This is a genomic window from Streptomyces sp. SID5469 (genome assembly GCF_009862865.1).
GTDB classification, from domain to species: domain Bacteria; phylum Actinomycetota; class Actinomycetes; order Streptomycetales; family Streptomycetaceae; genus Streptomyces; species Streptomyces avermitilis.
This window is the reverse complement of the sequence record NZ_WWIN01000001.1, coordinates 950,594-963,149: the sequence shown is the minus strand read 5'-3', so window position 1 is coordinate 963,149 and position 12,556 is coordinate 950,594. Positions and strand designations below refer to the sequence as shown.

The following is a 12,556-nucleotide window of genomic DNA, read 5'->3' as shown; positions in this document are numbered from 1 at the left end:
ACGAGCACGCCGAGCGGTTCTCGAAACACTCACCCCCGATGAGCGTGCGGTGTTCGTGCTGCGCGAGGTGTTCGGCTTCGATTACGACGACATCGCCGTGGCGGTGGGTAAGTCCAGGGTGACGGTGCGCCAGGTGGCGCACCGCGCCCGCAAGCACGTGCGGGCGCGGCGTAAGCGCTTCGAGCCCGTCGGCGCGGCGAAGGCCGCGCGGATCACCGAGCCGTTCATGACCGCGGCGGCAACCGGTGACCTGGAGGGGCTGCTCTCGCTGCTCGCACCGGACGTCACCTGGACTGCGGACAGCGGCGGCAAGACCACCGCGGCGCGTCGGCCGGTGGTGGGGGCGGAGAAGGTGGCCGCGGTCCTCATGAGCATTTTCCGCATGGGACGGCTGACGGACCCGCGGATCAAGGTGGTCAACTGCAACAACACGCCCGCGATGGTGATCTACAGCGGCGACCACCCAGAAGGCGTCTTCCTGGTCGAGATCATCGACGGGAGGATCACCAGCATCTACGCCGTCCGCAACCCGGACAAGCTCGTCGCGGTGGCGGTTCCGCGTCGGATCAGCCGGTAAGGAGAGTCGGAAGCACGGGATCGTCGTGGGCTCGCTCCGGCTTCCTCCGGGGCTTTCGGGTCTTCCCGTCCGCCCTCTTTCAAGGGCGTCGTGATCGTCAGGGCGAGAGCCGCGTCAACAGCAAGCAAACAGACATGCGGCATGATTCAGGCGATACTACCTTTTCGTGACCTTCTGTGGTGTTCTGCCCTGACTCTCCTGTCGGTATCGCCCGAGGGTGACAGAGGATCGCCTGTGCGCCAGGACAGGAGCAGCGGGAGGACCCACCGACGATGCTGAAAGGACTGGCACGGAGCCTGTGACACCGCAGATCGATTACGAGGCGCTGTTCTCGGCCGTGCCCACGCCATACCTGGTGCTGGGTCCCGACTTGATCATCCTCGACGTCAACGACGCTTACCTGCGGGTGGCTGGCTGGAGCAGGCAGGATCTGGTCGGGCGGTACCTGTTTGACGCCTTCCCGGACAATCCGGCGGACCCCGGCGCTGACGGAGTGCGGAACCTGGATCTCTCGCTGCACCGGGTCCTGCGCTCGAAGGAGCCGGACACGATGACGGTGCAGAAGTACGACATCCCCGTCGCAGGTCAGGCGGGGGTGTTCGAGGAGCGGTGGTGGTCGCCGGTCAACATCCCCGTGCTCGCCCCGGACGGGCAGGTGGTGTGGATCATTCACCAGGTGGAGGACGTGACCGCGTTCGTCGTGCCCCACACCGACCGCCCCCAGGCGGACGGCGAGGCGCTCAGCGGGCGGGAGGCGGTGGAGGAGCTGTACGCGCGGGCGCGGGAGCTGCAGCGGCTGAACGAGGAACTGCGCGAGGCCCACGCCCGTGAACGCCAGGTCGCCGTCACCTTGCAGGAGGCCATGCTCCGCTCGCCGGACCTGGCCCGACACCGGGATGTCGCGGTGCGTTACCTGCCCGCGGTCGGTTCACTGAACGTGTGCGGAGATTGGTACGACGTGGTCGATCTGCCCGACGGCCGCATCGGCGTCGCGGTGGGTGATGTCGTCGGCCACGGGCTGGAGGCCGCCGCCGTCATGGGCATGCTCCGCAGTGCGCTGAGCGCCTCCGTCAGAGCCGTCGACGGACCCGCGCAAGCTCTGGAGGTCCTGGGTCTGTACGCCCGGTCCGTAGAGGGAGCACTGGTCACCACAGTGGCCCAAGCGGTCATCGACACCATCAACCACCGGATCATCTACAGCAGCGCGGGCCATCTGCCCCCCGTCCTGCTGCACCCCGACGGCACCTGCGACCTGCTGAACCGGGCCACCGACCCGCCACTGGGCGCCCGCCTCGAACACGTCCCCCGCCCCGAGGCCGATCTGCCCTACACCCAAGGTGACACCCTCGTCCTGTACACCGATGGGCTCATCGAACGCCGCGGCGAGGACATCGACACCGGCCTGCACCGGCTCACCGAGGCCCTGGCCCGCCACAGGCGCCTGAGCCCAGAACGTCTGGCCGACGCCCTGCTGGCCCGCCTCGACGTGGCCGGCGGCGCCCGCGACGACATCGCCTTGATCCTCGTACGTCTATAACCCGAGGGGCCGCACGCATGCGTGCCTCCGAACGCCTGGCCCGGTCCCACCGGCCGGGCGCCCTCCCGGGCCTTACCGCGCGAGGCCGGCGGCAGCCCAGCGACGTTGCATGCGCACGGGGCCGGCGCCGCGGCTTCCTCCACGCCGCGCCGCTCCCAGGGGCAGATCATCCGCGCCGCCAAGGCGTGCGCGCCGGCCGCGGCGCGCACGAGGCCGCAACGAGTGTCAGACCTGCGACGCTTCGGCGGGAGTGCGGGCAGCGTCGAGGACCTCCGGCAAAGGCAGGGCCAGCGCGGCGGCGAGTTCAGCCAGCTCCGCTTCCGTGGGATGGACGGGACCACGGGCGCCGTCCTGAGCGAAGACGCGGATGCGGGGAGTGCGGATGCCGGTCCGCTCGGCGAGAGCCTGCGCGGTCAGGTGACGGCGGCGCATGCCCTGTTGCAGCAACTGCGAAAGGTCAGCCATCTACCTCTCCTGCCCGCCCCGGGCCTCTTCATCCGCCTTCGAGGTGAGGTCGGGCGGCGGCGATCCTGGGACTGGGCAGCGCGGACCGACCTCGGCCGACCGGAACAGCCGGATCGGAGAGGCCGGCGGCCCGCTCGCCGACTCAGGAGCTGAGGGGGGCGAGCAGGACGCCACCGACGGCGGCACCTGTGGCAGGGCGCCCGCCCGGGCCACCGGGGTCACTGACCCCGACCGGCTTCCGTCGCACAGCAGCCGTCCGCCTCCCCGCTGCCCGAGACGGCTTCGAGGCGGCAGAAGCAGGACGCCTCGATCGGTACGTCCGCCTGCGCCGCGGCGATCCTGAGCTGCTGGGCCACGATCTGCGCCTCGCCCGTCTTGCCGAGGCGGACGAGGCACTCGTGGAACCCGTGCAGGGCCCAGACGTTGCCGGGGTGCTGGGAGGCGCGGGGCAAGGTGTCGTCGAGGCCGAGGTCGGCCCGGTAGACGGCCTCGGCCTCCGCCACGCGCCCCCGTTCCAGGAGCAGGGCTCCGTACGCGTGCCGGGTGGGCTGCATCCACCCCCACGGCTCGTCGTAGGGGAGGTTGTCGTCCAGTTCGATCGACCGCAGGAGTGCCGCGAAAGCGGCGTCGAAGTTGCCCCTGCGGTACTCCAGTTCACCGTCGAGCATCGCCGACGCGATCGCGAGAATGTCGGCGCAGGTGTTGTTGAACAGCATGCGCGTCTCGGGGACCCGGGCGACCGCCGCGTGGAACAGGGTGCGCTCGGCCTCGGCCTCCGCGACCCGGCCGGTCGCCGAGAGGGCGACGCCGCGGGCGTAGCGCAGCATGGCGGTGGTCATGCTGTAGAGCTGCGGGTCCGCGGGCATCGGCAGGCGCAGGATGTCGGCCCAGCGGCCGAAGCGGATCAGTACATGGACCCGCATGGCGAGAAAGGCCTCCAGCCAGTCGGCCATGGGCGGGCTCTCCACCCGCAGCAGCTCCTCCGAGATGGACGACTCCAGCCGGGCGGCGGTCTCCAGGGCGACCTGGGAACGGCCGAGGAACATCGCGCCGTAGATCTTGAAGTGGTAGTTGTGCGAGCGGTAGAGGGTGTAGAAGTTCATCGCCCCGGACCGGGCGAGGACCTTCTCGTCGGCGGCGATCGCCCTGCTGTTGTCCGCCACCACGCCGCGGTAGTCGCCGCACAGCACCTCCAGGTGCGAGGGCATGTGCTGGAGGTGGCCGGCGTCGGGCACCAGGTCGCGCAGCCGGTCGGCGGCAGGCAGCGCCGCCTCCGGGGCGGGGGACATCTCCATCAGATGGATGTACATGTGCAGGATTCCCGGGTGCCGCCTGCCCGCGTCCGTGGCGAGGGCACGCTCCAGGACGGCCCTGGCCTCGACTGTACGGGCGCCTTCGGCGGGCTCGCCCGTGGGCAGGTCCCACAGCTGCCAGGGCGTGAGGTTCATCAGTGCGTCGGCGTACAAGGTGGTGACGTCGAGGTCGTCGGGCGCGAGTTCGTGCACGGTACGCATGCTGTCGGCGTAGGGACCGTTCCACACCGAGCAGTCCTCGACGGCCTCCGCCTGCGGGTAGCGGGCGCGCAGCGCGCCGATCAGCGCCCGTTCGGCCGGGGTGGCACCGGCCGCCTTCGCGTGTGCGAGCTCCACGGCGGCATGGGTGCGCTCGACGGTCCGTACGAGGTCCTGCTCGTCGAAGAACTCCCAGGGTTTGTTGTAGTTGGGGCCGAGTGCGTAGGCGATGCCCCAGTAGGCCATGGCGCAGCCCGGATCCGCCGTGGCCGCGGCTTCGAAGCAGGCGACGGCTTCCTCATGATGGAAGGCGTACGACCAGACCAGCCCTCGGTCGAACCACAGCTGGGCCTCGGGGGACGAGGTGGTCACGGAGCGGCTGTGGGTGCCGAGATCGTAGTAGTCCATGTCGTCCATGTGTCCCTCCTTGAGGGCGTGGGCGGGGCGCATTTCATCCAAGTGGACCCTTTCGAGGGGGACACCGCACGTCCGCGCTCAGCGTTCGGCAGGGGCCGGCAGACCCTGCGCCTCCCAGCTGATCAGCTGATCAGCTGATCCGAGGTCGGGGCGGGGAGTTCGGTGATCCGCTGGGTCTGGATTTCGGTCGTCTCCTGGAACGGATGGTGGGCAAAGCGTCCGTTGTCGATGTCATCATCCCTCGCTAACTTCCGGAAGAGGGTGGGGAGTTCGGTACGGGCAGTGGGGGCAGTTCGTGGGGGTGCTGCCCTGCTTGGTACTCGACGATCGAGACCGGCTCGTCGGCGTCGTGGTCCTCGTCGGAGTCCTCGAAGAGCAGGGTGCGGCCGAAGCGGGAGGCGAGGCCGCCCGCGCCGCGCCAGGGAGCACGGCCGGGTGCTCAGGTGCCAGGGTGCCCGCGGTGTCCAGGGCACGGCTCACGCAAGTGCCGCAATTGCAACGCTAAGTGAGCGATCTGTTATTTTCTGTGACTGTGCAGGCGAGGTCCGTAAGGGATCCGGCGTGCGAAGGAATCGGAGTAGTGATGAGCAAGTTCAAGAAGGCCGCGGCCGTAGCGGTCATGGTCGGTGGCATGGCTCTCGGCGGCGGGGTCGCGCACGGGGACAACAACCAGACGATCGGCAACTCCTGCACGGTGATCGGGCCTGACGCCGGCGATGGCCACCGCTACGGCGGCCAGGCTGACGTCATCATCGGCAACCTGCAAGCCGTGCAGTGCAACCAGGACTTCGACGGCGGCGCGGTCTTCGCACCCATTCAGGGCCTGAGCACCTGATTCCGGGGTCTCGGGAAGAGTCGGGTCTCGCGCCTTTTGCTGCGAGGCCCGCCTCCCAGCCCTTGCCACACCGGGTGCCCCGGTCAAGGCCCAACGCTGGTCCTACTCTTCCGGACACGGCTCACGCGCCCGCGCAGAGCCCCGCAGGCCCAGCCGCGGAACCGTCCCCCTCGCCTTCGACAGCTGCCCCTGGGGGCCGAGTTGAGAGAGGACCCGCCAACGGTCGCAACACCCGTGCGAAGGTGCTGATTTCAGGGGCCGTCGAAGTGCCGGAGACCGGCGTCGGATGCCGACCTTCCGGCTGCCGCTGATGGTGATGGTCGTACGACGACGCCACGCGGGTGACCTCAGCATCCGTCCTCGATGCCGACCACGGGGTGCCTCTCGCCGTCGATGAAGCCGAACTGTCCGCCTTGCGGGATCCGGCCTTCGGCTGCGGCATGGCAGCCGTGCGGTATCGCGCATGTCGGGCGTGCGGGGGGAGCATGAGAACGTGAGGCAATGGTCGTCTGATGTGGAGGAGCAGAGGTATGCAGCATGAGCGAGCGGGCACGTCGGCGGGACCCGAGGACCTCATCGACGTTGCCAAGCTGGTCACGGCGTACTACGCGCTGCATCCCGACCCGGCCGAACCGGGGCAGCGCGTTGCGTTCGGCACCTCGGGACACCGCGGATCGTCGCTGGCGACGGCGTTCAACGAGGACCACATCGCCGCGACCAGCCAGGCCATCTGCGAGTACCGCGACAGCCAGGGCACCAACGGCCCCCTCTTTCTGGGCGCCGACACCCATGCTTTGTCCGAGCCGGCCAGAGTCACCGCGCTTGAGGTGTTCGCGGCCAACGGCGTGACCGTGCTCATCGACAGCGATGACGGCTACACGCCCACTCCGGCGGTCTCGCACGCCATCCTCACCTACAACCGGGGCCGTGCCTCGGGCCTCGCTGACGGTGTGGTGGTCACCCCCTCGCACAATCCGCCCGCCGACGGAGGCTTCAAGTACAACCCGCCGAGCGGTGGCCCGGCAGGTTCCGAGGCGACCTCCTGGATCCAGGACCGGGCCAACGAGATCATCACGGGCGGCCTCAAAGACGTACGGCGCGTTCCCTACACCCAGGCGCTCGCCGCACCCGGCACCGGCCGGTACGACTTCCTGGGCACCTACGTCGCCGATCTGCCGAGTGTGCTGGACCTGGACGCGATCCGCGCGGCGGGCGTACGTATCGGTGCCGATCCGCTGGGCGGGGCTTCAGTCGCCTACTGGGGCCGCATCGCCGAACAGCACGGGCTCGACCTGACGGTCGTCAATCCACTCACGGACCCCACCTGGCGGTTCATGACGCTGGACTGGGACGGCAAGATCCGCATGGACTGCTCGTCGCCGTACGCCATGGCCTCACTCATCGAGCAGCGCGACCGCTACCGGATCGCCACGGGCAACGACGCCGACGCCGACCGGCACGGCATCGTCACGCCGGACGCCGGGCTGATGAATCCCAACCACTACCTCGCCACCGCCATCTCCTACCTGTACTCCCACCGGGAGCGGTGGCCCGCGGGCGCCGGGGTCGGCAAGACATTGGTGTCGTCCGGGATGATCGACCGCGTCGCCGCGGACCTCGGCCGCCGACTGGTCGAAGTTCCCGTGGGGTTCAAGTGGTTCGTGGACGGGCTGGCCGACGGGTCGCTCGGCTTCGGGGGCGAGGAGTCGGCCGGTGCGTCCTTCCTGCGCCGGGACGGCTCGGTGTGGACCACCGACAAGGACGGCATCCTCCTGGCCCTGCTCGCCTCCGAGATCACGGCGGTCACCGACAAGACGCCGTCGGAGCACTACGCCGCGCTGACCGCCCGCTTCGGTGAGCCCGCGTACGCGCGCATCGACGCCCCCGCGTCCCGTGAGGAGAAGGCCCTGCTCGCCAAGCTGTCCCCGGCCCAGGTCGGCGCGGACACCCTGGCCGGGGAGCCGGTCACCGCGGTCCTCACCCGGGCGCCGGGCAACGACGCGCCAATCGGCGGCATCAAGGTGACCACCGACAACGCCTGGTTCGCGGCCCGCCCTTCGGGCACCGAGGACGTCTACAAGATCTACGCCGAGTCGTTCCTCGGTCCCGACCACCTCAGCCAGGTGCAGCAGGAGGCCAAACTCGTGGTCGACGCGGCGCTGGGGGCTGACGCGCCGGGTGCGGGCAGCGACATGGCGTAGTCGGCGCGGCGACGACACGGCGCCATCCTGGCCGCCCCATGTGCACTGGATCGTGCCGGCAGTACCGGCTGACGCGCGTCGGAAGCGGTTGGTTCAGTACCCGCTTCCGACGCGCGGCCGGGCCGGAGCGCGTGCCGGCCCCCTGGTACGGAGCTCGCCGCCCGCATCCCGGACGCACGACTTGCGTCGATCGCCGGTGCGGGCCATCACCTCACTCGTCGGGGGGCGCCGTGGGGCGCGCACCTCCCCGGACCGCCGCGGAAGGTGATGCCGCTGCGTCGAGGCTCGTCAACTGTGGGAGACGGTGAGGCCGTAGAAGGCGACCCGAGCGCCCTTGGTGGTGCTGTCGGAGGACGACTGGTTGTACGAGCCGGCCTTGAAGTACTGCTTGTAGGCGTCGAACGACGACGGGATGGCGTAGTGCGTGGTGCTCCCGTTGACCGTCAAGTCGATGGTGTGGCCGCCCGAGACCCCGATCGTGTAGTTCCATGTCTTGCCGACCGATACATGGCCGACGGTGTGCAGTGTCTGCCCTCCGGAGGGCGAGTTCTCCGTGCCGAGGACGATGTCACCGCTCGACCGGTAGTACAGCTCCAGCAGCGGCTTGGTGGACGAGCCTCCCGTACCGAGGTGGATCTGACCGACGCAGACGTTCGATGTGACCGATACGACGCGCAGCGTCGCCTTCATCTGATGCGTGCCGCTGAGCGACCAGTTGGCGGCGGTGCCGTTGCGGTTCATCTCCCGCAGTTCGGAGCGGGCGTAGTTCGAGTTCGGTGTGGTGACGCCCTTCTCCGGTGCCCAGAAGGTCATCGCGCCGTCACGGGTGTCCGTGTAGAAGTACGCGTCCTGGAACCCGTTGGCTCCCTGAAGCCGGGAGGACGGGATCGTCGTCGGCGAGCCGGGGGAGCCCACCGGCTCCTGAAGCTGCCATACCGAGAGGTCGAAATTCCCGCCGGGCGCGACGGACGGATCCGCCATGGGGGAGGCGACGACGTTCGTACTGCCCTGGCCGCTGGGCGTGTTGGCGACGCCCGCGGCGGTGGGAACAGGGCTGGCGGGCGCGGCGGGAGCCGCGAGGGCCAGGCCGCCGGTGACGGCGGTGGCGGTGGCCAGGGAGGTGAGCAGCGTACGCATGCGCATGGGGGGTGCCTTCCCGTCGGCTCGGTGGGCTCGTTGACGGACGCGCTTGCTACTCCGCGTCCGGTGTTCATGTCTGTGAACTTTGTGTGTCAACATGAACATGGGGTGTCGCGACAGTAGGGCCGTGGCGCGGTCACGTCAAGGCTGTAGAGCTTGCCCGTCTGCCCTCAGGGAGCGTCCATCTGCCCTCGGTAGGAGGGAGAGGGCGGGGCGATCCATACGTCGTGCGCTGCGCAGAGCGCGCAGCCCCGGGTAACGGGAAAGGCCGGCCCGACGCCGTTGGCGCCGAGCCGGCCTTGCCCGGTGGTGCATCCCCCTCGGGGGTGCCGAGCCTTCCGCTCGGCGCGGCTGGTCAGTCCGTGCCGAACTCCATCGCGGCGCGGTCCAGCATCTCGTCGTCACCGGAGACCTCGCCGCGGGAGGCGATGGCCTCGGCGCTGCCCTCCGGCATCTGCGGCATGGTGCCGATCAGGCCGGTCGCGGCCGCCTGGGCGGCACCGATGGCGGGACTGCCGGTGCCGATCAGGCCGAGGCCGGCGTACTGCTCCAGCTTGACGCGTGAATCCGCGATGTCCAGGTTGCGCATGGTGAGCTGGCCGATCCGGTCGACCGGGCCGAACGCCGAGTCCTCGGTGCGCTCCATGGACAGCTTGTCCGGGTGGTAGCTGAACGCCGGGCCCGTGGTGTCGAGGATCGAGTAGTCCTCACCGCGCCGCAGTCGCAGCGTCACCTCGCCGGTGACGGCCGCGCCGACCCAGCGCTGCAGCGACTCGCGCACCATCAGCGCCTGCGGGTCCAGCCAGCGGCCCTCGTACATCAGCCGGCCGAGGCGCCGTCCCTCGTTGTGGTACTGGGCGAGCGTGTCCTCGTTGTGGATCGCGTTGACCAGGCGCTCGTACGCCGCGTGCAGCAGGGCCATGCCGGGCGCCTCGTAGATGCCGCGGCTCTTGGCCTCGATGATCCGGTTCTCGATCTGGTCCGACATGCCCATGCCGTGCCGACCGCCGATCGCGTTCGCCTCCATGACCAGGTCGACAGGGGAGGCGAGCTCCTTGCCGTTGATCGTCACCGGGCGGCCCTGGTCGAAGCCGATCGTCACGTCCTCGGTGGCGATCTCGACCGCGGGGTCCCAGAACCGCACGCCCATGATCGGCTCCACGGTCTCCACGCCGGTGTCCAGGTGCTCCAGGGTCTTGGCCTCGTGGGTGGCGCCCCAGATGTTGGCGTCGGTGGAGTACGCCTTCTCCGTGCTGTCGCGGTAGGGCAGGTCGTGGGCGAGAAGCCACTCCGACATTTCCTTGCGGCCGCCGAGCTCGGTCACGAAGTCCGCGTCCAGCCACGGCTTGTAGATCCGCAGGTGCGGGTTGGCGAGCAGGCCGTACCGGTAGAACCGCTCGATGTCATTGCCCTTGAAGGTCGAGCCGTCGCCCCAGATCTGTACGTCGTCCTCGAGCATCGCCCGGACCAAGAGGGTGCCCGTGACGGCGCGACCGAGCGGCGTGGTGTTGAAGTAGGCACGCCCGCCCGAACGGATGTGGAACGCCCCGCAGGTGAGCGCGGCCAGGCCCTCCTCGACCAGCGCCGCGCGGCAGTCGACCAGCCGCGCGATCTCGGCACCGTAGGTCTTCGCGCGGCCCGGCACCGAGGCGATGTCGGGCTCGTCGTACTGGCCGATGTCGGCGGTGTAGGTGCACGGGACGGCGCCCTTGTCGCGCATCCACGCGACCGCGACCGAGGTGTCGAGGCCGCCCGAGAAGGCGATACCGACGCGCTCGCCGGCGGGAAGGGAGGTGAGGACCTTAGACATAGGAAGAGTATGCATCCTCGCGCATTTTCATGCAAGGCTGATGCAGATCCTGTGCCGCAGGGTCGAAGAAGCTCGCCATGGCGCGGTACCGATGCGGCGCCGGTGTTCCAGCGGCGCCGCCCTCGATCAGCTCCCGCAAGATCCGTCGAGAGGTGTGCGACGGCGGCCTCACGGAAGGGCTACGGCAAGATCCCTGCCGCGCCATTGTTCAGCGAGATGGCCGGTGCCCTGCTGCTGTCACGCGCCGTCGCCGATGCCGACCCCGCCCCCACCGACTAAATCCTCGACACCGCCCGCACCGACCTGCGCAGCCGCACCAGTACCGCGTAAGGCCGCGATAGGTGGTCTCCTCGCGGTGTTTCATCCCTGAATGGGCGATGGGCGATGGGCGTGGACGTCAGGATCCGTCGGTGCTTCCAGCGCCCAGCGTTTCGGGGCCGGAGTGTATGCCCTCGGTTGAGCTGGTCCTCTGCGGGGGCTTCGGAGTCCCACCGGATTACTGCCCGGCGTCGACCAGTTCCTTGTCCTTGACTGCAGCGTCGAACAGTGCGGCGGCTGCCGCGCGGGCGGTCGTCGCTGCGGACGGGTCGCGGTCCATCCGCGCCGAAATCCCCGCGCCGTCGTACAGAAGGTGCAGCTGCCGCGCCAGGCCCTCGGCGTCGGCGACGCCGGCCTCCCGGGCCAGATCCGTGAACATGGTCCGCACCCACAGCCGGTACCGGTCGGCGGCGCCCTCCACCGGGCTGCCGGGCCGTACCTCCGCGCTGGCCGTCATGTGCGCACAGCCGTTGAAGCCGGGCTCGGTGAACAGCTGGCCCTGCCCGTCGAAGACGCCGAGCAGCCGCTGGCGCCCGACTACTCCGCCATGCTGGGCGCCCGTGCCCTCCTCGGCATCGGCATCGGCGGCTTCTGGGCCATCGCGGTAGGGGTCGGCACCCGCCTGGTTCCCGAGCAGCTCGCGCCACGGGCCACCGCCCTCATCTTCGGCGGCATCTCCATCGGGCACCGTCGTGGGCGTACCCGCGGGCCCGCTCCTGGGCCACCAGTTCGGCTGGCGCGGCCTTCTTCATCGTGGCCGGGCTCGGCCTGATCCCGGTGATCCTCCAGGCACTCTTCCTGCCCCGCCTCCCGGTCACCAAGGCCGTCACCCTGCGCTCCCTGGGCGTCCTGCTCAAGAGCGGCCGTGCGCGCGTCGCGCTCGTGATGACCTTGCTGACCATCACGGCGCAGTTCGCCGCTTACACCTTCGTGGCGCCCTTCCTGCAGCAGCAGACCGGAGCCGGCCCCACCCTGATCAGCACGCTGCTGCTGGTCTTCGCCGCAGCCGGAATCCTGGGCAATTTCGCCGCCGCGTCGGCGCTCACCAAGGCATTGCGGCCCACGGTGCCGGCCGTGCTGGCGCTCCTCGCCGTGTCGCAACTGCTCATGCCCCTCTTCGGGACGTGGACAGTCGGGGCGTTCCTCGTCCTCGCCCTGTGGGGCCTGGCCTACGGCGCAGTGCCGGTCGCGCTGCAGACCTGGCTCTTCCATGCCGGCGGACCGGCTGGTCGGGGCGCTCGAGGGGGTGGACCTCGACGTGCCGGTCTGGGCGCCGCGCGGAAAGCAGAACAAGGAGTTCTGGTCGCGCTGGGCGCTCTTCGAGGCGGCCGTACACCGGGGTGACGTCTTCCTGATGGCCGGCCTGCCGTTCGAGCTGGACACGGAAGTCGCCTTGCACCTCGTGGACGCCTTCCTGAGCGCCTGTGGGGATCCCGATGCCAGGAAGTTCCTTTCCCCGCTGTTCTCCGAGGTGCCGCGCGGAGGCCAGACGCTGTGCTTCCGGTCGGCGGAGGAGCCGGCGGGCGGGTTCTCCAGTTGGCTGATCACCTGTGCGCCGGACGGCGTGCAGGTCACCCGGAATCTCCCGACCACCAGCGTGGCCGATGCCACCGTGGTCGCCGCGCCCTCGGACCTGCTGCTGGTGGTCAAGGGCCGGCTGCGGCCGGAGAAGCCGCGCATGACGGTCCTGGGCAGCCGCCCGCTACTGGATCTCTGGCTCAGTCACGCCATCGCCTGACCGCACG

At 69.7% G+C, this 12,556-nt stretch carries 10 protein-coding genes and 1 pseudogene; 6 read left to right on the top strand and 5 right to left on the bottom strand.

The window, feature by feature from the left end; translation table 11 throughout:
* Positions 1-25 precede the first annotated feature (25 nt).
* Both GTY58_RS04330 and GTY58_RS04325 read left to right on the top strand, forming a co-directional pair.
* Positions 26-577: pseudogene (locus tag GTY58_RS04330) on the top strand (sigma factor-like helix-turn-helix DNA-binding protein); the annotation flags it as partial.
* A 298-nt stretch (positions 578-875) separates the two neighbouring features.
* Positions 876-2,114: a SpoIIE family protein phosphatase gene (locus GTY58_RS04325; RefSeq protein ID WP_037650637.1), complete on the top strand. Its 1,239-nt coding sequence runs from the start codon at positions 876-878 to the stop codon at positions 2,112-2,114.
* Positions 2,115-2,339: 225 nt separating this feature from the next.
* On the opposite strand, the gene GTY58_RS04320 is transcribed toward GTY58_RS04325, so the two are convergent.
* Together GTY58_RS04320 and GTY58_RS04315 are read right to left on the bottom strand one after the other, a co-directional pair.
* Positions 2,340-2,579: a hypothetical protein gene (locus GTY58_RS04320; protein ID WP_010982245.1), complete on the bottom strand. Its 240-nt coding sequence runs from the start codon at positions 2,577-2,579 to the stop codon at positions 2,340-2,342.
* A 218-nt stretch (positions 2,580-2,797) separates the two neighbouring features.
* Positions 2,798-4,498, bottom strand: a complete 1,701-nt coding sequence (locus GTY58_RS04315; RefSeq protein WP_037650719.1) for a hypothetical protein — start codon at positions 4,496-4,498, stop codon at positions 2,798-2,800.
* Between the two features lie 592 nt (positions 4,499-5,090).
* Here GTY58_RS04315 and GTY58_RS04310 point away from each other — a divergent pair.
* Together GTY58_RS04310 and pgm are read left to right on the top strand one after the other, a co-directional pair.
* Positions 5,091-5,342, top strand: coding sequence for a hypothetical protein (locus GTY58_RS04310; RefSeq protein ID WP_010982242.1), 252 nt, complete (start codon positions 5,091-5,093; stop codon positions 5,340-5,342).
* Between the two features lie 530 nt (positions 5,343-5,872).
* On the top strand, positions 5,873-7,543 hold the full coding sequence (gene pgm, locus GTY58_RS04305) for a phosphoglucomutase (alpha-D-glucose-1,6-bisphosphate-dependent) (protein ID WP_010982241.1): 1,671 nt from the start codon (positions 5,873-5,875) through the stop codon (positions 7,541-7,543).
* Between the two features lie 288 nt (positions 7,544-7,831).
* Here pgm and GTY58_RS04300 read toward each other — a convergent pair whose 3' ends face one another.
* From GTY58_RS04300 to GTY58_RS04290, 3 genes are all read right to left on the bottom strand, one after another.
* Positions 7,832-8,686 carry a polysaccharide lyase family 7 protein gene (locus GTY58_RS04300; RefSeq protein WP_010982240.1) on the bottom strand — a complete coding sequence of 285 codons (855 nt, stop codon included), beginning with the start codon at positions 8,684-8,686 and terminating at the stop codon, positions 7,832-7,834.
* A gap of 352 nt (positions 8,687-9,038) precedes the next feature.
* Complete coding sequence (argG, locus tag GTY58_RS04295) at positions 9,039-10,493, bottom strand: argininosuccinate synthase (protein ID WP_010982239.1); 1,455 nt, start codon at positions 10,491-10,493, stop codon at positions 9,039-9,041.
* Positions 10,494-10,989: 496 nt separating this feature from the next.
* Complete coding sequence (locus tag GTY58_RS04290; protein WP_174514654.1) at positions 10,990-11,499, bottom strand: hypothetical protein; 510 nt, start codon at positions 11,497-11,499, stop codon at positions 10,990-10,992.
* A gap of 65 nt (positions 11,500-11,564) precedes the next feature.
* Between GTY58_RS04290 and GTY58_RS04285 the strand changes: the two genes are divergently transcribed.
* Both GTY58_RS04285 and GTY58_RS04280 read left to right on the top strand, forming a co-directional pair.
* Positions 11,565-12,155, top strand: coding sequence for an MFS transporter (locus GTY58_RS04285; RefSeq protein WP_010982236.1), 591 nt, complete (start codon positions 11,565-11,567; stop codon positions 12,153-12,155).
* On the top strand, positions 12,058-12,549 hold the full coding sequence (locus tag GTY58_RS04280) for a hypothetical protein (protein ID WP_137865319.1): 492 nt from the start codon (positions 12,058-12,060) through the stop codon (positions 12,547-12,549). The genes GTY58_RS04285 and GTY58_RS04280 overlap by 98 nt, the downstream gene beginning before the upstream one ends.
* The last annotated feature ends 7 nt before the right edge of the window (positions 12,550-12,556 follow it).